This is a genomic window from Microbispora hainanensis (assembly GCF_036186745.1).
Lineage (GTDB): Bacteria > Actinomycetota > Actinomycetes > Streptosporangiales > Streptosporangiaceae > Microbispora.
Window position 1 is genome coordinate 6,562,459 of the sequence record NZ_CP108086.1, and the last position, 21,994, is coordinate 6,584,452.

At 71.4% G+C, this 21,994-nt stretch carries 13 protein-coding genes; 8 read left to right on the plus strand and 5 right to left on the minus strand.

Annotation, left to right across the window (positions count from 1 at the left end; genetic code table 11):
• Positions 1 to 50: 50 nt before the first annotated feature.
• Positions 51 to 2,225, minus strand: coding sequence for an anthranilate synthase component I (locus OHB01_RS30380; RefSeq protein WP_205830063.1), 2,175 nt, complete (start codon positions 2,223 to 2,225; stop codon positions 51 to 53).
• Between the two features lie 243 nt (positions 2,226 to 2,468).
• Here OHB01_RS30380 and OHB01_RS30385 point away from each other — a divergent pair, with 243 nt between their 5' ends.
• Positions 2,469 to 4,100 (plus strand): CocE/NonD family hydrolase, encoded by a 1,632-nt coding sequence (locus OHB01_RS30385; RefSeq protein WP_168065819.1) that lies wholly within the window; start codon positions 2,469 to 2,471, stop codon positions 4,098 to 4,100.
• 157 nt (positions 4,101 to 4,257) lie between these two features.
• The gene (locus tag OHB01_RS30390; protein ID WP_142646957.1) at positions 4,258 to 4,755 is read left to right on the plus strand and encodes an NUDIX domain-containing protein; all 498 of its coding nucleotides are present in this window, start codon (positions 4,258 to 4,260) and stop codon (positions 4,753 to 4,755) included.
• Here OHB01_RS30390 and OHB01_RS30395 read toward each other — a convergent pair.
• The 3 genes from OHB01_RS30395 to OHB01_RS30405 form a co-directional block, all read right to left on the minus strand.
• Positions 4,728 to 6,938: an NACHT domain-containing protein gene (locus OHB01_RS30395; RefSeq protein ID WP_328854319.1), complete on the minus strand. Its 2,211-nt coding sequence runs from the start codon at positions 6,936 to 6,938 to the stop codon at positions 4,728 to 4,730. The two genes, OHB01_RS30390 and OHB01_RS30395, sit on opposite strands and share 28 nt — an antisense overlap.
• Before the next feature lie 83 nt (positions 6,939 to 7,021).
• Positions 7,022 to 8,650, minus strand: coding sequence for an ABC-F family ATP-binding cassette domain-containing protein (locus OHB01_RS30400; RefSeq protein WP_328854320.1), 1,629 nt, complete (start codon positions 8,648 to 8,650; stop codon positions 7,022 to 7,024).
• A gap of 13 nt (positions 8,651 to 8,663) precedes the next feature.
• Positions 8,664 to 9,242, minus strand: a complete 579-nt coding sequence (locus OHB01_RS30405) for a hypothetical protein (protein WP_142646954.1) — start codon at positions 9,240 to 9,242, stop codon at positions 8,664 to 8,666.
• A gap of 231 nt (positions 9,243 to 9,473) precedes the next feature.
• On the opposite strand from OHB01_RS30405, the gene OHB01_RS30410 reads away from it, so the two are divergent.
• The 6 genes from OHB01_RS30410 (at position 9,474) to OHB01_RS30435 (ending at position 17,950) form a co-directional block, all read left to right on the plus strand.
• Positions 9,474 to 9,695, plus strand: coding sequence for a DUF3311 domain-containing protein (locus tag OHB01_RS30410; RefSeq protein ID WP_221889894.1), 222 nt, complete (start codon positions 9,474 to 9,476; stop codon positions 9,693 to 9,695).
• The gene (mctP, locus tag OHB01_RS30415; RefSeq protein WP_315985206.1) at positions 9,692 to 11,278 is read left to right on the plus strand and encodes a monocarboxylate uptake permease MctP; all 1,587 of its coding nucleotides are present in this window, start codon (positions 9,692 to 9,694) and stop codon (positions 11,276 to 11,278) included. The genes OHB01_RS30410 and mctP overlap by 4 nt, the downstream gene beginning before the upstream one ends.
• 170 nt (positions 11,279 to 11,448) lie before the next feature.
• The gene (locus tag OHB01_RS30420) at positions 11,449 to 12,768 is read left to right on the plus strand and encodes an amidohydrolase family protein (protein WP_168065817.1); all 1,320 of its coding nucleotides are present in this window, start codon (positions 11,449 to 11,451) and stop codon (positions 12,766 to 12,768) included.
• A 274-nt stretch (positions 12,769 to 13,042) separates the two neighbouring features.
• A complete protein-coding gene (locus OHB01_RS30425) occupies positions 13,043 to 16,375 on the plus strand; it encodes a BTAD domain-containing putative transcriptional regulator (RefSeq protein ID WP_328854321.1) in 3,333 nt (1,110 codons plus the stop codon).
• 745 nt (positions 16,376 to 17,120) lie between these two features.
• Positions 17,121 to 17,288: a hypothetical protein gene (locus tag OHB01_RS30430; protein WP_168065806.1), complete on the plus strand. Its 168-nt coding sequence runs from the start codon at positions 17,121 to 17,123 to the stop codon at positions 17,286 to 17,288.
• Positions 17,285 to 17,950 (plus strand): hypothetical protein, encoded by a 666-nt coding sequence (locus OHB01_RS30435; protein ID WP_142646950.1) that lies wholly within the window; start codon positions 17,285 to 17,287, stop codon positions 17,948 to 17,950. Before OHB01_RS30430 ends, OHB01_RS30435 begins: the two co-directional genes overlap by 4 nt.
• Here the strand turns inward: OHB01_RS30435 and OHB01_RS30440 are convergent.
• Positions 17,888 to 21,715, minus strand: coding sequence for a CHAT domain-containing protein (locus OHB01_RS30440; RefSeq protein ID WP_328709988.1), 3,828 nt, complete (start codon positions 21,713 to 21,715; stop codon positions 17,888 to 17,890). The genes OHB01_RS30435 and OHB01_RS30440 overlap by 63 nt on opposite strands.
• Positions 21,716 to 21,994: the final 279 nt, after the last annotated feature.

Here is a 21,994-nt window from a genome sequence, read left to right on the forward strand (position 1 = left end):
ACTCTACGGCTCCCCCGCCGCGCCGGCGCCGCCCTAAACGGCCCCTTTACTCAGCCATGACGCGCGCAAAGCCGCAGGACGTTGGCGATGATCCGCGCCCCGGCGCCGCCCTGCGTGGTCAGGATCGACTCGGGGTGGAACTGCACGCCGAAGCGCAGGTTGTCGGTGTCCTCGATCGCCATGGCCGCGCCGTCCGGCGTGAACGCGGTGACCCGGAAGCCCTTGACCCCCGGCTCCTTGGCGTGCACGGAGTGGTAGCGGGCCGCGACGAACTCGTCGGGCAGCCCGTCGAGCAGCGCGCTGTCGCCCTCGCGGCGGACCCGGCCGCGCTTGCCGTGCTCCGGGTAGGGCAGCAGTTCGAGTGTGCCGCCCGCCTGCTCGACCATGGCCTGCAGGCCCAGGCACACCCCGAACACCGGCAGGTTCCGGGCGTACAGCGCCTCGATGAGCGCCGAGCAGCCGAAGTCGGACGGCCAGCCCGGGCCGGGCGACAGCACGACGAGCGTGGGCGCGATCTCGTCGAGCTTGTCCAGCGGGAACCCGTGCCGCAGGGTGACCACCGACGCGCCCTGCTGGCGGAAGTAGTCGGCGAGCGTGTTGACGAAGGAGTCCTCGTGGTCCACCAGCAGCACGCGGTGGCCCTCGCCCGGCAGGTCGGCCCGGGGCTCCGCCTTCGCCGCCTCCTTGGGCCGGGCGGCCGCGGCGAGCGCGCCGAGCAGGGCGCTGGCCTTGAGCTCGGTCTCCCGCTCCTCGGCCTCGGGGTCGGAGTCGTACAGCAGCGTGGCCCCGGCGCGCACGGTGGCGACGCCGTCGCGGATCTGCGCGGTGCGCAGGGTCAGGCCGGTGTTCATCGAGCCGTCGAAGCCGATGAAGCCGACCGCGCCGCCATACCAGCGCCGGGTGGTCTCCTCGTGGTCCTCGATGAACTGCATGGCCCACGTCTTGGGGGCGCCGGTGACGGTGACGGCCCACATGTGGGTGAGGAACGCGTCGAGGGCGTCGAACTCGGGACGCAGGCGGCCCTCGATGTGGTCGACGGTGTGGATCAGCCGGGAGTACATCTCGATCTGGCGGCGGCCGATCACCCGGACGCTGCCCGGCACGCAGATCCGCGACTTGTCGTTGCGGTCCACGTCGGTGCACATGGTCAGCTCCGACTCCTCCTTCACGCTGGACAGGAGGGTGCGGATCGCCTCGGCGTCCTCCACGGGGTTGGCCCCGCGGGCGATGGTGCCGGAGATCGGGCAGGTCTCGACGCGGTCGCCGGTCACCCGCACGTACATCTCGGGCGAGGCGCCGACCAGGTGCTCGCCGTCGCCGAGGTTGAGCAGGAACTCGTACGGCGCGGGGTTCTCGGTGCGCAGCGAGCGGTAGAACGCGGACGGGTCGGCGCAGGCGCCGTGGAAGACCTGGCCGGGGACGACCTCGAACAGGTCGCCGCGCTGGAACTTCTCCTTGGCCTTGGCGACGACCTCGGCGTAGGTCCCCCGCACCGGGTTCGGCGGGATCTCGCGGGGCGCGACCAGCGGGACGGCCTCACCGGTGCGCTCCAGGCCGCTGGTGGAGACGCCGTCGACGGTGAACTCGTAGCAGTGCTCCACGCTGGTCTCGCGGACGCGGTCGATCACGACGAGCCGGTCGGGCAGGTGCAGCACCAGGTCGCGCTGGTCGCCGGGGCGGGTCAGCCGATAGCGGATGGGCTCGAACTGGAAGGCCAGGTCGTAGCCGAAGGCGCCGTACAGGCCGAGGTGGGGGTCGTCGGACCGGAAGGCCGCGATGATCTCGCGGATGGCGGTGAACACGGTGGGCCTGCGGCTGCGCATCTCCTCGGGCAGCAGGTCCTCCGACTCGGGGACGTGCACCTCGATGAAGCCGTGGGCCGGCTCGGACACCGGCTTGCCCGCCGCCAGCAGGCAGGAGGCGACCACCGGCAGCACGACCTGCCCGCGCTCGTTGAGCGCTCGGGCGGAGATGCGCCGCCCCCGCGCCACGATCTCAAGGCAGGGATCGACGTAGCCGAACGCCCACCTGCTATAGCGGCCCGGGTAGTCCATGCCGGACGAGAAGGCCCCGCCGCGCCGCTCCCCCAGCGACGTGACGATCTCCTCCAGCGCCTCCTCGGGCACATCGCGCACCCGGCGCTCGACCGCGATGCCGCCGGCCGTGGTATATCCGCTGATCTCCACTGTCCACGCCCCTTTTTTCGTATGCCCCGGGGCGGACATACAGAAGGCCGCCACTCACGGGGCGGCCGGTCAATTCGACGCGAATGCGAAAACGCCGCCTGTCAGCGGCGCCACCACTGCGAGGGTGCTTGAGTTCGCATGGGCCAAGGGTAGCGGCGGGAAGCGCGATCATGCAACGCGGCGCGACTGGAACGGCGAATGGCGGATAGATATTCTGTTACTGGTGGGGAAACCTCACTCTCGGCGTGGGTCGATCGGCCCGACGCCGGGGAAGGAGGGGGCATGGTCCGCGTGCCGGTGCACCGCCGCGGTCCAGCCGGGCCGGTCGGCCTCCAGGGCCACCGCGTCCGGGTCCGCCGCGACATGCCCGTGCCGATGCCGGACGGCGTGACGCTCCTGGCCGATCACTACATGCCGGTGGGCGCCGAACGACCGCCGACGATCCTGATCCGCACGCCGTACGGCAGGGGCGGGGTGGTCGGCTGGATGTACGGCTGGACCTTCGCGCGGCACGGGTTCCAGGTGCTGCTGCAGAGCTGCCGGGGCGGCTTCGGCTCCGGCGGGCGGCTCGATCCCCTCGTCCACGAGCAGGAGGACGGCCTGGCCACGGTCGAGTGGATGCGAGCCCAGCCGTGGTACGGCGGCGGCTTCGCCATGCACGGGCCCTCCTACCTCGGCTACACCCAGTGGGCCATCGCGGCCGAGACCCCCGACCTGCGGGCGATGGCCGTCCAGGTGACCGCCTCCTGTTTCCGCGACGCGGCGTACGTCGGGGGGTCGTTCGCGCTGGAGTCGACGCTGATCTGGACGACGCTCACCGCCCACCTGGAAGGCCGGCTGGGCGGCGTGGCCGCCTTCATCGCGCCCCGGCGCACGCGGCGGGCCGTGCTGTCGGGCCGTCCGCTGCACGAGCTCGACCTGCTGTCGGCCGGCAGGCCACTGCCGTTCTTCCGCGAGCTGCTGGCCCACCACGGCGAGACCTACTGCTCTTACTGGGACAGGGTGGACTTCTCCGCGTCGGTGGGGCAGGTCGGCGCGGAGATCACGATGACCGGCGGCTGGTATGACGTGTTCCTGCCCTGGCAGCTCAAGGACTACGCGGCGCTGCGGAGGGCCGGGCGGCAGCCGTACCTGACCATCGGGCCCTGGTATCACGCCGACATCCGCCACGGGTGGGCCGCCAACGCCGACGCCCTGGCCTGGTTCCGCGCCCACCTGCTCGGCGACCCGTCGGGGCTGCGCCCCTCTCCCGTCCGGCTGTACGTGACCGGCGCGGGCGAGTGGCGGGACGAGTCCGACTGGCCGCCGCCCGGCATGCGGCGCGAGCGCTGGCACCTTCAGCCGGGCTTCGCCCTGTCGCGGGACAACCCGGCGGGCGGCGAGCCGGACCGCTACCGCTACGACCCCGCGCACCCCACGCCCGTGATCGGCGGCCCGGTGCTGATCGGCAACTCCGAGCCGAGGGACAACCGGCGGCTTGAGGCCCGGCGCGACGTGCTCGTCTACACCTCCGAGGTGCTCGACCGCGACACCGACATGATCGGCCCGGTGAGCGCCGAACTGTTCGCGCGTACGAGCAGGGAGCACACCGACTTCGTCGTACGGGTGTGCGACGTGCATCCCGACGGCACGTCGATGAACGTCTGCGAGGGCGTGCGCCGCCTGACCCCGGCCGACCGCTGCGACGAGGACGGTGTGCGCCGGGTGGAGATCGACCTGTGGCCGATGGGCCACCGGTTCCGCCGCGGCCACCGGATCCGGGTGCATGTGGCCAGCGGGGCCTATCCGCGCATCGCACGCAACCCGGGCACCGGCGCGCCGCTGACGGCGGGCACCCCGATGGTCGCCTCCGACCAGGAGATCCTCCACGATTCCCGCCACCCCTCGGCCGTGATCCTCCCCGCACTGTCCTGACCTCCGGCTTGTCTCGTCCGGTCGTCGCGGCAGGGCGGCACTGCGGGAGGTCACGGCGGGAGGTCACGGCGGGAGGTCACGGCGGGAGGTCACGGCGGGAAGTCGCGGCGGGAAGTCGCGGCGCCGGCCCGCCACCGCCGTTGCTACCCTCGCGATCATGGCGATCAGGAACTCCCACTGCTCCTTCTGCGGAGCGGCCTACGCGCCCGGCCTGCCCTGGCCGCGGACCTGCCGGGAGTGCGGCGACACCGCATATCTCAATCCCCTGCCGGTCGCGGTCATGGTGCTTCCGGTGGACGACGGCCTGCTCGTGGTGCGCCGGGACGTCGAGCCGCACCGCGGCCTGCTCGCCCTCCCCGGCGGCTTCATCGACGTCGGCGAGTCCTGGCAGCAGGCCGCCGCCCGGGAGCTCCGCGAGGAGACGGGCGTCGCCGTCGACGCGGCCGGAGTGCGGCTGTTCGACACGGTCAGCGCGCCCGACGGCACCCTGCTGGTCTTCGGCCTCGGGCCGCGCACGACCGCCGGCGCCCTGCCGCCGGTCGTTCCCACCGCGGAGACCAGCGAGTGGCTGGTGATCGACGGCCCGCAGGAGCTGGCGTTCCCGCTGCACACGCAGGTCGTGGCCCGCTACTTCGGCTCCGGCCGATCGCTGTGAACGTGAAGGTGGGCGAGCCGGTCCTGCAGCTTCTCGTGCCGGAACCGGTAGACGGGCCCCACCTGGCGGAGCAACCCGATGCGACGGGCGTCCTCCAGGAGGCTCATCAGCCGTAGCGGGATCCGTCCGCGGATTCGGAGCATGGTGACGGCGACGAGGTAGGTGGAGCTGGCTCCCGTGAACCCGAACGTGAGCGTGAACACGACACCGCCCGCGAGCCCGAAGGCGACGCCCGCCTCGGCGCCGCGCAGCAGCCCGGAGAAACCGTTCACGAGCGTCCCGGCGAAGCCGAACGCGAGGCCGAGCGCCAGCCCGAAGGTGAGGGAACGCCCGTACACGAGCTGGAGGTCCCGCCGCAGCGTGATCAGCGGGCCCTGCGGCCGGTCGTTCGTGAGGGGGGTCGTCACCCAGTTGTTGAGACCGAGAGTGAGCCCGCCGATGGCGCCGATGACGAGCGCATAGGGAATCAGTCCGTCGACCCGCGCGGACATCCCCGCGACCCGCCACAGCGCCAGCGCCGCGATCAGGCCGACCGGGAGCACCGTGACCAGGCCGAGCGCGAGCTGCCCGGCGAGCCTGCCGGCGTTGCCGCGCCAGCGCAGGTTGGCGTACGCCGGCTCCAGCGTGTAGCCCTTCAGGCGCTCCAGGATGAGCCCGCCGGTGAGGCCGCCGACGAGCCCGCCCACCGGTCCCCCCGCGAGACCGAACAGGAGCGCGTCGCGGAGGCTGCCTTCGTGCGGGCTGCGCAGCGCCACCACTGCGTCGCTGGTCAGGCCCACTGTGACGCCGACGGACAGTCCGACGGTGACGCCTCCCACGAGAACGCTCCAGCGTCGTGAGATCGCCCGGTGGAGGTGCCACCAGCGGAAGTCCCGGGTGCCGATCGCCGACATGTGATGGGCGACGAACGACAGCCACCGGCGGGCCTCGCCCGGCTCCCACGTCCGCCGGGGGCGGAACGGGTGGTCGTGCTCGTGCCGTTCACCGGGATCGTCGTCGGGCGGCGCGGCCGCGAAGCTCGCCTGGACGAGGGTGTCGAGCAGGTGGTCGGTGACGGCGGCCGCCGTCGGGAAGCGTTCGGTGTCGTACAGCGGGGCGGGGTCCGCGCGGGTCTCGACGTACACCTTGTGCAGCAGCCACACGACGAGCGGCGTGGAGAGTGCCTCGGACAGCGGGCCGTCCGGGTCGGCCTTCAACGCCGACAGCAGCCCGGTCCAGTCGGCCCGTTGTCCCGGAGCGAGCCGGTCGCGGAGGTACGAAATCACGTCCGAGCTCTTCACGGGCCTCGGCTCGATGACGGCAGCGCCGGCGAGCACGGCGCCGTCGCGGAGGTTCACGGCCGTCACGTACTCGCCCGTGCGGCAGGTGAGGATGAGCGACTCGACGGCCGAGGCGGCGTTCAGCGCGTTGACCACCTTCGGGCGCACCGCGTCGGGCAACTCGTCCAGGCCGTCCAGGACCGGGAGGATCCGCCGATGAGAGACCAGTCCGCGAGCAACGTCCGGGCCGAACTCGGGGGCGCGCAGGGCGGGGTAGTTCTCCCGCAGCCGCCTGCCCAGCCACCGGTGCACGGGCTCGGCCGCCGGATCCCACCCGGACATCGACAGCAGCACGGGAACCGGATCACCGGGCTTGGGGTCCATCAGCAGTTCCCTGAGCAGGAGCACGGCCAGCGTCGTCTTCCCCATGCCGGCCTCGCCGAGGATCACCAGCCGGCGCCGGGCGAGCTTGCGGAACCGAACGGCGATCTCCGGCATCCGGTCGGTGCGCCCCTCGAAGCGCACCCGTCCGAAGCCGAACCACGAGCGCAGCAGGCGCAGCCCGTCGACGCGCTCGTCCTGGTCCATCACGTCGAGACCGGAGATCCTCCAGCGGACCGGCAGCCGGGCCGGCTCGTCGAGTTCGCGCATCGCGATCTCCTCGTGCCATTGCTCGTGCACGAGCACCCGCAGCGTCCGCTCGGCACGCTCGATCTGCTCGATCGTGCTCGTGCCGCCTGGCTGCCGCCGTCGCCAGGTGCTGACCAGGGGAGGGATCAGCGTGAAAACACCGAGGGCCACGCTGGCGAGTTGTGCCCAGTTGACCGCCGCGTCCGACTCGGAGAGCGCGGTGAGCCCGTAGCCGATCCCGGCGACCACGACCACCCCTGCGGCGGGCAGCACGACGCGGCGCCAGCTCCTCATCCCCACATGGTGACATCGCGCGATCTATCCGGCGAGAGCAATATGCCCGGCCGGTCCAGCCGTGACCCGTGCCGGACGGGCGCTCAGCCTTCGTGGATCCGGCCGGCCTCGACGACGATGCGCCGTGTCGTGTGGACCGCCTTGAGCATGCGCCGGTCGTGGGTGACGAGCAGCAGGGTGCCGGTGTAGGAGGCGAGCGCCGACTCCAGCTGTTCGATCGCCGGAAGGTCGAGGTGGTTGGTGGGCTCGTCCAGGACGAGCAGGTTCACCCCGCGGGCCTGCAGAAGCGCCAGGGCCGCCCTCGTCCGCTCACCAGGCGACAACGTGGCCGCCGGACGGAGCACGTGGCCGGCGCGCAGGCCGAACTTGGCCAGCAGCGTGCGGACCTCGGCGGGCGGCAGGTCGACGAGCGCCCCGAACGCGTCGAGCAGCGGCTCCCCGCCTTCGAAGAGGGCGCGCGCCTGGTCGACCTCGCCGACGACCACGCTGGGGCCGAGCGCCGCCGTCCCCTCGTCGAGGCGGATCCGGCCGAGCAGGACGCCCAGCAGGGTGCTCTTGCCCGAGCCGTTCGCACCGGTGATCGCGACCCGGTCCGCCCAGTCGATCTGCAGGTCGACGGGCCCGAGCGTGAAGCCGCCACGTCGCGCGACCGCGCCGCGCAGCGTCGCGACCACCGCTCCCGAGCGGGGCGCGGTGGCGATCTCCATCCGCAGCTCCCACTCCTTGCGCGGCTCCTCGACGACCTCCATCCGCTCGATGAGCCGCTCGGTCTGCCGGGCCTTGGCCGCCTGCTTCTCGGTCGCCTCGGTGCGGAACTTCCGGCCGAGCTTGTCGCCGTCGGTGGCCTTGCGGCGCGCGTTCTTGACGCCCTTCTCCATCCAGGCGCGCTGGGCCCGGGCGCGGGCCTCCAGGGACGCCCGCGTCTCGGCGTACTCCTCGTACTGCTCGCGGGCGTGCCTGCGGGCGACCTCGCGCTCCTCCAGATAGGCGTCGTAACCGCCGCCGTACGCGCGGACCTGCTGCTGGACCAGGTCGAGCTCGACCACCCTGTTGACCGTACGGGCGAGGAACTCGCGGTCGTGGCTGACGACCACGGTGCCGGCGCGCAGCCCCGTCACGAAGCGTTCGAGCCGGTCCAGGCCGTCGAGGTCGAGGTCGTTGGTCGGCTCGTCGAGCAGGAACACGTCATAACGGCTGAGCAGCAGCGAGGCCAGCCCGACCCGGGCGGCCTGGCCGCCGGACAGCGACGTCATCTCCTGATCCAGGCCGACCGCGAGACCGAGGTCGGCGGCCACCTCCGCGGCCCGCTCCTCCAGGTCGGCGCCGCCGAGGGCGAGCCAGCGGTCGAGGGCCTCGGCGTACGCGTCGCCGGGGTCGCCGCTCACGAGCGCCTCGGTGGCCGCGTCGAGATCCCGCTGCGCGGCGGCGACCCCGGTGCGGCGGGCGAGGAAGGCGGCGACGGTCTCACCGGGCCGCCGTTCGGGCTCCTGCGGGAGATGCCCGACGTTGGCGGTGGGCGGGCTGAGCCGTACGCTGCCGTGCTCGGGGGCGGCGAGGCCGGCCAGCAGGCGCAGCAGCGTCGACTTGCCCGCGCCGTTCACCCCCACCAGCCCCACGACGTCCCCGGGTGCGACGACCAGATCGAGATCCGCGAACAGGACGCGGTCGCCGTGCCCGGCGGCGAGCTCCTTCGCGACAAGAGTGGCGCTCATCAGGACACCGACCTTACTGGGTCCCGCGTGAGCCCCGCCGTACGGCGTGGCGTCGCGACCGGGAGCCGTGCCGGAGTTCGAGGATGAGCGAGCGCAGCCACGGTTCCGCGAAGGACGGCTTCCGCGCCATGACGCGGGCGAGCGCGGCACGGACCTCCGGGGTCCCCCCGCGTCCGGCGACGGCGACGGCCTCGGCCAGGGCGTTCAGGGTCTTCTCGTCGTGCCGCGGCCGGGCGACCGTCTCGTCGGCCCAGCGGGTGGGGCGGAAGGACGGCGTCAGCTTCTTCTGGTGGTCACCCGGATAGAACCAGAAGAAGCGGTCGGCGGAGACGTTGGTGACCGCGCTGCGCGGCAGGTCCGCCGTCCAGGCGCAGCCCTGCCACCAGCGCCATGTCTTCGGGCTGGTCTTCCCGCGTTCGGTGATGCCGAGAAAGCACAGCTTCAGCCGGATCACGTCCCACGCCTCGTGCTCGTCGTCGATCCAGTCGCGCAGGAACCCGTACAGGTGGGTGAAGGTGTACCCGCGATGGACGAGGTCGGCGAACACGACCGGCCGCCTGCGGCGGGCCGGCGCGTGCGGGCTGACGCCCATCGCGTCGAGGTTGGCGCGAAGCCGCGCGTTCCTGTCGGACAGCGTCGGACATCGGATTGTCAGGAGCTTCTGTCGTCGCTGGGCGCGCCAACACGACCGTTCGGCGATCGGTGATGTCCCTGTTACCTGTGCGTCCTTACGCTTCCGCCGAAAACCGTCCCGCTGATCCGCGCGACGGCCAGTCACGCGGATCTGCCGGTCACGCCTGGTCCGTGTCCGATTGGAGTACGTGTGACGACCCCCCGTGCCGACCACGGCCGAAACCCCGACAAGAGCCCGCTGAACTGGCTGCTCCTGTTGCCGATCGTGATCCCGCTCATCCCGGCCCTGTTCAACTCCGACGAACCGCGGCTGTTCGGCATCCCGCTGTTCTACTGGCTGCAGCTCGCCTTCATCATCCTCGGCGTGGCCTCCACCACCCTCGTCTACCGCGTCACGAGGAGGAGCCGGTGAAGACCACCGAGATCGTCATCTTCACGCTCCTGTTCCTCATCGTCAGCGGCATGGGATTCGTCGCCGCCCGGTGGCGCCGTCCCGACGACCTCGCCACGCTGGACGAATGGGGCCTCGGCGGCCGCAGCTTCGGCTCCTGGATCACCTGGTTCCTGGTGGGCGGTGACCTCTACACCGCCTATACGTTCGTGGCCGTCCCCGCCCTGGTCTTCGGCGCGGGCGCCATGGGCTTCTACGCCGTGCCGTACACGGTGGTCGTCTATCCCATGGTGATGCTCGTGCTGGTCCGGCTGTGGTCGGTGTCGCACGTGCACAACCTCGTCACCCCGGCCGACTTCGTCCGCGTGCGCTTCGGCTCCCCCACGCTGGCGCTGCTCGTGGCGATCACCGGCATCGTCGCGACCATGCCGTACATCGCGCTGCAGCTCGTCGGCATCGAGGCCGTGCTGAAGACGATGGGGCTGAGCGGCGACTGGCCGCTGATCATCGCGTTCGCGGTCCTGGCGGCCTACACCTATCAGTCGGGGCTGCGCGCCCCCGCGCTGATCGCGTTCGTCAAGGACTCGCTGATCTACCTGGTCATCCTGGTCGCGATCATCTACATCCCGGCCAAGCTCGGCGGCTGGGGGTCGGTCTTCGACGCCGCGAAGGCCAAGTTCGACTCCACCGGCACCGGCGGCATCCTGCTGAACGCCAACAACCAGCTCCAGTACATCACGCTCGCGTTCGGCTCGGCGCTGGCGCTGTTCCTTTATCCGCATAGCGTCACCGGCATCCTCGCGTCGCGGAACCGCAACGTCATCAAGCGGAACATGTCGGCGCTGCCGGCCTACAGCCTGCTGCTCGGCCTGATCGCGCTGCTCGGCTACATGGCGATCGCGGCCGGGGTCACGCCCATCGGCAAGGACAACAACACGATCGTCCCGCAGCTGTTCGACAAGGTCTTCCCCGACTGGTTCGCGGGGGTCGCCTTCGCCGCCGTCGGCATCGGCGCGCTCGTGCCCGCCGCGATCATGTCGATCGCCGCGGCCAACCTGTTCGCGCGTAACGTCTACAAGGAGTACATCAACCGGAACGCCGACGCGGCCCAGGAGGCCAGGGTCAGCAAGATCGCGTCGCTGGTCGTGAAGATCGGCGCGGTGCTGTGCATCCTGCTCCTCGAACCGCAGTTCTCGATCGACCTCCAGCTCATCGGCGGCGTGATCATCCTGCAGACGCTGCCGTCGGTGGCCCTCGGGCTCTACACCCGGTGGTTCCACCGGGGCGGGCTGATCGCGGGCTGGGCGGCCGGCATGGCGGCCGGGATGCTGATGCTGTACAACATCTCCAACCCCGCCACCGGGCACGAGCACTTCGGCAGCTCGGCCTTCCCCCTGTCACAGCTCGGGTTCGACACCAAGATCACCGTGTTCGCCGGGTTCCTCGCGCTGATCGTCAACCTGGTCGTCGCCGTGCTCGGGACCTTCGTGGCCCGCGCGCTCAAGAGCGCCGACGGCCCGGACGGCACCAAGCCGGAGGACTACTTCGCCGACCAGGGCGACCCGCGCGTCCACGAACTGGAGACGACGGCGCCCGCATCCTGAGGTCCCGCATGACCGTGACCTCCTGATCCGGCGCCTGATCGGGGCCCCGCCTGATCGGGCTCCGTACGGACTTGTGGCCGGCTTGACGCGGCGGCGCGCGCCGCGTGGAGCCGGCCACAAGCATGCGGTGGGACAAAGAGGCATCACCTCGAACGACCAAGGAGCCAAGGATGCCTCTCAGCAACGACCTCATCGTCACCGGCGGTCACGTGATCGGCATGGACCCGGCGGTGCCGGACGGCCCCGCCGACGTCGTCGTCCGCGACGGCGTGATCGTGTCGGTCGGCCCCGCCGCCGAAGCGTCCCCCGAGGCGGAGGTCGTGGACGCCTCCGGCTGCGTGGTGATGCCGGGCCTGGTCGACACCCACCGCCACACCTGGCAGTCCTCGCTGCGCCACATCGGGCTGGACTGGAGCCTGATGGACTACCTGGGGGCCGCGTTCCTGCAGTTCGGGCCGAACTTCCGGCCCGAGGACGTCTACGCGGGCACCCTGCTCGGCGCGCTCGGCGCGCTGGAGGCCGGGATCACCACGCTCGTCGACTGGTCCCACATCCAGAACACCCCCGAGCACGGCGACGCCGCCGTGGCCGCGCTGCGCGACAGCGGCATCCGGGGCGTCTTCGCCTACGGCTGGCCGCAGATCGACCCGCTCACGTGGGTGGGCGACCATAGCGACGCGGAGCTTCCTGCGGACGTCCGCCGGATCAGGGACGTGCTCGGCGACGACACCGCCCGCGTGACGATGGCCCTGGCGGCGCGCGGCCCCGAGATGTCGGCCCCCTCCGCCGCCCGGCGCGACCTGCTGCTCGCGCGGGAGCTCGGCCTGCGGGCCACCATGCACGTCGGCTCCTCCGAGAAGGCCGGCAGCGTCGGGTGGCTGCACGACGAGGGCCTGCTCGACGAGACGATCACGCTGGTGCACGCGAGCGCCACCGGCGACGACGAGCTGAAGGCCGCCGCGGACGCGGGCGCGACCGCGAGCGTGTCGCCGTTCATCGAGATGACCATGCCCGGGCTCGGCACGCCCGCGACCGGCCGTCTCCTGCGGGCGGGCCTCGTCACCGGTCTCAGCACCGACACCGAGGTCGCCACCTCGGGAGACATGTTCACGCAGATGCGCGCGGTCCTGGCGCACCACAGGTTCACGCAGGACCCGGCGCCGCTGACGGCCGCCGGCCTGCTGCGGATGGTCACCGCCGACGGCGCCGCGGTGGCCGGGCTGTCGGCCGTCACCGGCAGCCTCACGCCCGGCAAGCGCGCCGACCTCATCGTGGTCGAGGCCGGCACTCCCGCCATGGCCCCGATGCTCGACCCGTACGCCGCCGTCGTCCTCGCCGGCCACCCGGGGCTGGTCCGTACGGTCGTCTGCGACGGCGTGGTCGTGAAGCGGGACGGCGTCCTCACCGGTCCGGTCGGGCGGGCCATGGAGGCCGCCGCCGCGAGCCTCGCCCACCTCCGCGAGGCCGTGCCCGGGGTGCTGGGCGCCTGAACACGTGGTGCTTTGCACCCCATATGCGGGGCGCCGTGTGCCCGGAAAGCGGGGTGCTTTGCGCCCGGAAAGCGGGGTGCTGGGTGCTTGAAAGCGCGGTGCTCTGTGCTCAAGGCAGAGTGCCGGCGCCTCGCCGCCGGGTGCTGTAAGCGGGCGCCTGACCGCCGGGTGCTGGCCGCCGGGCGCCTGTGAGACGCCTGCCATGCGTTCAGGCGCAGCGGCGCGCATCGTCCGCGGGCTCAGCGTCGGCCGATGATCGTGGCACAATCCCGGCATGGCGGTCATGTTCCGGGTGCTCGGCCCGGTCGAGGCGTACGTCGACGGCGTTCCCGTCGACCTCGGCGGGCCGCGGCCCCGGCTGCTGGTGGCCCGCCTGCTGATCTCCAGGGGCGCGACCGTGTCGGTGGACGCGATCCTCGACGACCTGTACGACGGCGCGCCGCCGCCGCGCGCCCAGAGCACGCTGCACAGCTACATCTCCAACCTGCGCCGGGTGCTCGAACCCGGCCGCGCTCCGCGCACGCCCTCGTCCGTGCTGCTGAGCCGCCCACCGGGGTACGCGCTCGGGCCGCACGAGGTGGACGCCGACGAGTTCGTCCGCCTGTCCCAGGCCGGCGAGCCGGAACGCGCCCTGGCCCTGTGGCGCGGCACGCCGTACGAGGAGTTCGGCGACGTGCCCTGGCTCCGGCCGGAGATCGAGCGGCTCGCCGAGGCGCATCTGGTGACGCGGGAACGTCTCCTCGCCGGGCGGGTGGGCGACCCCCACGTGGTGGGCGAGCTGGAGGCCCTGGTGGCCGCGCATCCCCTGCGCGAGGGGCTGTGGGAGCTGCTCGCCCGCACGCTCTACGCCCTCGGGCGGCAGGCGGACGCGCTGGAGGCGCTGCGTACGGCCCGGGGCCACCTGGCGGAGGAGCTCGGGCTCGACCCTGGACCGGCGCTGCGCCGCCTGGAGGAGGCGATCCTCGCCCAGGACCCCGCCCTCGACGCCCCCGTACGGCAGGCGGCGCCGGTCCATGCGGCACCGGCCGATGTCGAGGCGGCACGGCCAGGGAGCGGAGGAACAGCGCGGCCGGAACGGCGCGCCGTCGGCCGGGGGACGCAGGTCGACCGGCTCGACGAGCTGGCGCGCGACGTGGTCCAGGCGGCCCGGGGCGTGGCACAGCGCGGTCCGGGGATCGCGGTGATCTCCGGCGAGCCGGGCATCGGCAAGACGTGGCTGGCGGAGGCGTTCGCGGAACGGCGGGCCGCCGAGGGCTGGCTGGTCGCCTGGGGCCGGTGTCATGAGACCTCCGGTGCGCCCGCGCTGTGGCCGTGGCAGCAGGTGGTGCGGGATCTCGCCGGCCGGGTCCCCCCTTCCGGCGCGCAGGCCGCCGCCCTGCGCGTGCTGCTCGGCGACGCCGCCTCCGAAGACGACCCCGCCACGGGCGCCGGACGGCCCGCCGAGGCGAGCGAGGCCAGGTTCCGGCTGCACCAGGCGACCGCGAACTACCTGCGGGCGGTCGCGGCCGACCGGCCGCTGCTCGTGGTGATCGATGACCTCCAGTGGGCCGACACGGCTTCCCTCGGCCTGCTGTCCGACCTCGCGCTGCTGCTGCGCGGCGCGGTCGCCGTCGTGATCACCGTACGGTCCGGCGACGGTCCTGCTGCGGTGCACGACACCCTTGGCCTGCTCGGGCGGCACGACGCCCTCCGCCTGCCGCTCGCCGGGCTCGACCCCGCGGCGGTGGCCGAGCTGTCGGGGCTGCGCGACGCGGCGAGCGTGGCGGCGCTCGCCGAGCGCACCCGGGGCAATCCGCTGTTCATCCGCGAGACCCTCCGGCTGGCCCAAGACCAGGGCATCGACAAGGCGCTCACCGGGGTGCCCGAGGGCCTGGCCGACGTGCTGCGCCGCCGTCTGCTCGACCTGCCCGCCCGGCACCGCCCCGCCATCGACGCGGCGGCCGTGCTCGGCACCGGCGCGGACCGGTGGCTGCTGGCCGAGGTCGTCGCGCACGCCTCGGACACCCCGGACGCGGACATGGATGTGGACGAGGCGCTCGACGCCGCGACCGCCCTCCGCGTTCTCGGCGAGGACCTGCGCTTCACCCACGACCTGGTCCGGGAGACCGTCTACGCCGACATCCCGCCGCGCCGCCGGGCCGGGCTGCACCTGGCCGCGCTCCGGGCGCTCGAACTGCGGCCGGGGGCCGACCTCGCGCTCCTCGCCAGGCACGCGATGGCCGCCGGACCCGCCGCCGTGGCCGACGCGGTGCGCTGGGCGTCGGCCACGGCGGGGCAGGCGGCGGGACGGCACGCGTACGAGGACGCCGCGCAGTGGTGGCGCCGGGCGGTGGAGGCGCACGGGACGCTGCCCGGCGCGGACCCCCGCGAGCACGTCGAGCTCCTGCTCCGGCTGGTCCGCGCGCAGCTCGCCGCCGGTCACGGCTTCGAGGCCCGGCAGACCCGCGCGGAGGCGGTGCTCGCCGCCGACAGGTCGGGTGACCCGCTGCTCGCCGCACGGGCGCTGACCAGCCTGGACGCCCCGGGACTGTGGAAGTTCTACACCTACGGCGACGTCGAGCTGCACACCGTGCGGCGGATCGAGGACGCCCTCGCCGCGCTGCCCGAGGGGGACTCCGAGCTGCGCTGCCGGCTGCTCGGCTGCCTCGGGATGGAACGTTACGACGGCTCGGCCGACCCCCGCTGTGACACCGCCACGGCCGAGGCCCTGGCGATGGCCCGCCGTCTCGTGGCCTCCGGGGAGGCCGGCCCGGAGCTGCTGGCGATCACCCTGAACGCGCGCTATCTGGGCGTGCAGCTTCCCGAGCACATGACGGAGCTCGACGCCATCGGCGAGGAGCTCACCCGGCTCGGGCTGCCCGGGTTCGAACTGCTCGGCCACATGATCAGAGAGCGGACCCGGATCGATCTGTTCGACGTGGCGGCCGCCGACCGCGCCGCCGAGCGGGCGGGGGTGCTGGTCGAGCGGCTCGACCTGCCCTGGCCCCGGTTCCAGCACCTCATCTGGACCGGCACCCGGCGCCTCCTCGACGGGGACTTCGACGGCGCGGGCAACGCGTACGCCGCGGCGGCCGAGGCCGGTGAGCGGCTCAACCTGTGGCACACGAGCGCGACGCTCTCCTCGGCGCTGCTCGCCCGCCACTTCACCATGCGCGACTTCGAGGGCGCCGACGAGCTGATGACGCACTACTCGCCCTTCCCCGCCCATCAGCAGGTGATGGGCCTGCTCATCGCCGATTCGCGGGGCGACCGCACGGCGGCCGAGACGGCGCGCGAGCAGGGCTGGCACGCGCTGCCGCGCGACTTCGGCGAGCTGCCGGGGTTGTGCCTGCTGGGCGAGGCCCAGATCGTCGCGGGCGACCGGGAGGCGTGCGCCGTGACCTATCGCAGGCTCCTGCCGTACGAGGACAGGATCGCCTTCGGGGCGGGGACGTTCTGCGCCGGGCCGGTCGGCTACTACCTGGGGCGGATGGCCCATCTGGGTGGGGCGGCCGGGCCGGAGGCGGCGCGGGCGCACCTGGACACGGCCGCCAAGCGCTGCGCGGCGGCCGGGCTGTCCTGGTGGGCCGCCCGAATCACCGCCGAACGCGAAGCCGTACGCGGCTGACCACCGGAAGCCGGTGGCCTGAGCGCGTTTTCGGCGTGCACGCGCTCACCGCCGGCCCAGCACCCAGCGGCGGCGTCGAAGAGGCCCGCACGCACGGGCCGCTCAAACCGACGAAGACGAAGGCCAGTGCCGTCCCCCAGCCTGGAGAACTTGCCTGGACGATCGCTGATCAGAGCTGCGAGCTCCTAGACTCGGTCTGCGCCTGCGCCTTATCCGCGTGCTGCAGGCGAGCCGACCATGTGGTCAGCGCTCGGGGCGGTTCAGAGAGCCACACCGCTGCACTCGTGATCAGCAGGCCGTACATGATGGCGGCAGCGGCACGCGTATAAGCAGCCGCAGGGCCGTGGACCTCGAGATCACAACGTCCCGGTGCCTGTGACAGACGAGCGCCTGCTGGCAAGCTCTGTGACCAGCGCTGCCAGCCGGCCGGTGAGCCGATCGATACAGTGCTGGTAGCACTCCAGCGAACCCGGCTCTTGTTTCACGGAATGTCTGCCGAGGGCGCCCGAGCAAAAGGCAGAATATGCCTCTTCTCCGAACGGCGGAGCACTGCGGTAAACGGTAGGAGGAGACCTTCACCGACCTGATCGCCAGCGCCGCCCACAGCGGAGCTCACCGCACTCGGCAAGCGAAGCGCGGGCCTGTCCAGGCGGTTTTTGCACAGTCCCGAAGCGCGCAGCGACTACGACTGTAGTCGGAGCAAGAGCCGGGTTGTCCGATCTTGCGGCGATGTCATACTTCGGGCATGACGGATTCCCAGCCGCCCGATCCCCGAGTGGAGAAGACCTGGGTCGACGACGCCGGCGAGTTGTTCGTTTCCGACGGGAGCCGCTGGCTGCGGTATGAGGACCTGCCGGACTGGCCGGATGGTGATGACCCAGACTCGAAGGCACTGTACAGGGACGCCGGATGACAACTCACGCAGGCAGCGCTGCCGGGAAGGCGAAAGCATTCGAGGGGCTGCCCTCGCCTCTGGACGCCGTCGATGACCTCCGGTCTGCGGCGAAGTGGACGCTGGCGACGGAAGGGGCGGTGGGTGCGGCGCTCATCAGCGGCGGGCCGCTGGTCGCGGTCGGCCAGGTGCACGGCACCTCGCACGCACTCCTCGCTGGAGCGGGCTTGACTGTGGCGCTGAGTGGGGTGGGGCTGGCGATATGGTTCACCGGCAAGGTGCTCTCACCACGGCTGACGACTCCCCAAACGCTGAGGTCCCCCGGCCTGGCTGGGCTGCGGCGAAGGATCGAGGCCGAGCCCGCACAGTTCCTCGGCGCGGTGGCGACAAAGGTGGACGACCTGCTGTTGCACCAGGAGGTCGCCGTCGACCTGGCACGAAAGGCAGCGACGGAGAAAGACCCCGCACGACGGCGGCTGATCCATCGCCAGTTGCGCCGGGCGGAGGCGAACGCGGAGCGGGCGGCCCCGTACGTCCGGTGGCTGTTGTCGTTGGCCCATGTCTGGCAGATTGAGGCGGACCTACGCCGGTCGCGGTGGTCCGCCCTGGTGGGCGGCCTGCTAGTGGTCGCCGGGGCGGTACTGTTCTTCGTCGCCACCGCTACCCCTGCGGTCGCTGAATAAGGAGGGGCGCTCGCTCGCGAGTTCGCGAACCTGAGCAATAAGGTCCCGGAGAGCCTGCTCGGCGATCTCCGGATCGGGGCAGAAGCGTTCGATGAGACCGGGCAGGTCTGTTCCAGGGATATCGCCGACCAGACCGCACAGCTCGGCCACATCGGCGGGCATGATGTCGTCGGCGCCGAACCTACCCAGGTCGTTGGCGGCGGCCTCGACCGATTCCGCGATGTCGTCATTGCCAATCAGAATGCAGACAAAGGCGGAAGCGAGATGGGCAGCGAAGGCCAAAACGGGCTGGCGGGTATGACTGGCCAGGCGGTCACCGAGGTTGTGGTAGCTGATCAGGATGCCTTCCACGTCCTCGACCATGTACTTATAGCGGAGGGAGTCGCGTTCCAGGCGTATGGCGGCGTCGCCGTGCCCGCGCGCGTCCTCAACGTCGGCGAGGGCGCCGAGGGTTCTGCCGAGCATGAGAGTGTCGCGGGAGTCTTGAAAGACCTGCCGGCACTCCCGCAGCACGGCCAGCGCCTCCTCGATACGGCCGAGGCGCAGAAGCGGGAAGTAGTTGTTGTACCGGCTGCGGGCGATGAAACTGGCAGGGGCGTGACGGTCGCGCTGGCTGGCGGTCACCTCGTCGATCAGGGTGAGAGCATCGGCATGTCGGCCGAGCAGCATGGCCGCATAGCGGCCGGTGTCTAGCAGCGCCTCGCGGACGTGCCAGGGCGCTTCCCCACCTTCGGGGTCGGGGGCGGAGGGCAGTGTGGCCATGCGGGCGCGGAGCCGGGTGACCTCGTCCAGGACCTGATCGGAGTGTCCCATCGCGGCCAGCACCTGCAGTCGCCAGACCTCGTCGGCCAGTTGGTTCCAGGGGCCCAGGCCGGCCTGGCGGGTGTAGACGGCCTTCTGCTCCGCCGCCTCAAGGGCCTCGGGTAGCTGCCCGGTGGACCGGCACAGCTCCAGCAGCCGCCCGGCGTTCGCCGACGCGGTTCGGTAGTCGCCGCGGGCTGCGGCCTCGGCCATGGCAGTGCGTAAGAGCGCGACGGCGATTGGCGGGTCGGTCACAGCAAGCACCTTGGCCAACACGCCCGACCACTGTGGCTTCTGGCCGGTAATCTGCTTAATTGCGGGCAGAACCGCCGCCGCGTTGGCCCGCGTGGGGTCCCTGACGAAGGCAGCCTCCAGCAGGCTGGCGGCGTCGTCCCAACGGTGCTGGCGGAGCAAGTAGGGAACCGCGGCTAGCCCGGCCCGGACCAACAGCTCGGTATCCACGCTCTCGCCGCCCACCTTCCCGGACGCGCGCTGGTGAACCGAGTCCCAGAATCCTCCGGCCAGGGCGTCCACTGCGTCCCTGAACATCTGGCCGGCATGGGCGCGGCCAGCCTCGGCGACCCCCGGATGCACCGCGTAGGTCTCGTTTGCGGACTGTGTCGTGATGAGGCTGGTGGCCGATATGACGGCCAGTGCCTCGTCCAGGTCGGGCGGCTCACCCTCCCGGCCTAGCCGCTGCCACAAGTCGGCCCAGGTATCGCCGAGGACCCATCGCTGGCGGTCGCGGTCCTCCAAGCAGCACAGGAACCAGAACAAGTCCTGCTCACCCGGCGCCAGCGTGTTAGTGATCGACCTGGTCCACGCGGCGAGGACATGCCAGTAGTCCGCGGCCGCTGCCGCCCTGCCCTCGGAGAGGGCTACCTCGCCCGTGGCGAAGAACCCGTGCGGAAGACCGCGCCGCTCACGCCACGCACGGTCACCATCCGCTAGCAGTGCGGCGAGTCGGTCCGGGTCCGCGGCCTGACCGTCGGCGAGCTCCAGTAGCTTCGGGTGACCACCTGCGGCGCTCAACACACCGCGGGCCAGCCGCTGTGACCTCGAACGGCCGATCCCGGGCAGCTTGCCGCCGAGGAGTGCCTTCACACGCGGGAGTTCCCGGGCGAGCAGCAATGCCTCGTCGGCCGAGAGCGCGTCGACCGCCTCGATCTGGAGCCGGATCGCATCCGACGATGGCTCGGGGGCCGACACGGTCCGGATGCCCTTCGCTTCCGACGGGATCAGGCGTGGCAGCACGCGGCGGCTCGTGATGATGACCCGACCGAGTCCGGTGTGAGTGGTGAGGGCAGCGATCAACTGGCCCCAGCGAACATCCTGCCAGCCCCCGTCTCCCGACATCAGCGACTCGGCGTTGTCGATGACGACGAGCAAACGGGATTGCTTCATCATTTCAGTAAGCCGGGGCAGAAACTCGGCCAGACCGTTATCGGTCGCAAGCAGATGCGCCATCTGGAAGCCGCCCATGTAGCGCTCCAGTGTCAGCGCGAAGTCGGTCAGCGCGCCGTCGACGGCCATGCCCTCGTCCGGTGCCTTGTACCAGATCAGTGTCTCGAATGCGTGTTCGTGACCGTAGGCCAGCTCTAGCGCGCAGGCGGTTTTGCCGCCGCCGGGCATGCCATACAGCAGGACGCCGGGAATGCCGCTCTCGGCGGCCAGAGCCGTACTTGCTCGGGCCATAACGCGGGTACGGCCGACGAAGCGGTCCGGCAGGGGCGGGAAGCCGGCCATCTTCGGCCTGGCAAGGCTGGGCCGCCCTGTGCGATCCGGTGCCGCGAGCCTGAGGCCGACGGCCTGGGCACCGAACAGCGCCGGGGTCGCGACAGACAGGTCCGACGCGCCGGAGGTACTCAGTTGCCCAAGCGCGATGCCGACGGCGCGGGGCAGCGACTGGCCCTTCTCAACCAGGAGCTCATAGAGCGTACTGGACAGTGTGGTGGCGAAGTCATCGTTCACCGGGTAGCGCATCGCGAGGACGGCGCAGTCCAGGCGGTCGGCGAGGGCAGTGGCCAACGCACCGCTGGAGTCCGCTCCGACGGGACGAGACTCTCGGAGTCGTTCGGCCCTTGCATTTTGATCGGGCACGGGGAGACCGAGCATGCGACGCTGCTCGGCGGTAGTGAGTGCGGCCGACCAGCAGGCTGAAACCGTTACGAGCCTGACGCGTTCCCTGGCCAGGTCCAGCAGCTCGGCGAGTTCGTCAGCCGTGACACGATCCGGCTGGCCCGCAGCGGTCTCCAGGAGGAGCTCGCCGGGGGCACCATGGCCGGAGATGTGGATGATGTCCCATCCCTCGGCCTCCTTCAGAACGCCACGCAGTCGACTACGGGTCACTCCGTACTGGAGCACACGTACATCTACATCCTTGCCGTTGGCGGCGATTCGCTCGATAAGGCCGACCAAATTGTGCCGTTCGCGGCGCAGATTGAGAGGCTGGCCGCCTTCAGGAAGGCTGAACAAACCAAGGACGCGGAGGCGGGCGCCCACGGAGGTCTTCTGCGCCGCGCTGGTACCCAGCTCCACGACCAGGGTGACGTCCTGTGCGGCGAGCGGTTTGTTTCCTGCGTACGCGAGCGCGAAAGGTCGGAACGCCAGTGCTCGGGCCTCAGGGGGAACGACGACGCGAACCGTGGCCGGGGCTGCCTCAGCCAGCACGGCGGCGACCGGGCCAAAAACTTCCCCCTCGATCCATGCGCCGAGTTCCCTGACAATCCGTGCCTCGTCCTTTGGCCGCCGGTCCGGCGCGACATGCCACGACAGATACTCCAGCAGATCCGCAAACGCCTCGAACTGCCAGTTGGCGGCGTCCAACCGGACGTAGTGACTGACTACTTCTGTCCCGACGGCCTGATCAGCACCGTCGGATTCGTCAATGAGCACCCAGCGCCAACGCATCGGGCTCTCGAAGTCCCGGACCTCTAGCCGAAACAACCCCGCCACTCGGTTCACAACCGCAGTATGTCTCCATACGAAGGACCAAGCACGCATAAGCTATAAACCCGTAATGGGCCGATTCTTTGGCCGGGGGCATGCTGCTGTCGCCTCGGTCTTCCTCCAGCTCTCGGGCATGCGATATCTGGGTCTCTGTGCTCCGCTCCGCGGTATGGCATTTGTAAACGCGTCCCGGTGCGTGCAACGCCGGCAGGGCTTCCTGGGTGACGATCCAAGTGAGCCGGAGGATTTGAGGAAAGGCGCGATGTGGTCGCATGTACTGAGCGGTCGGTACGG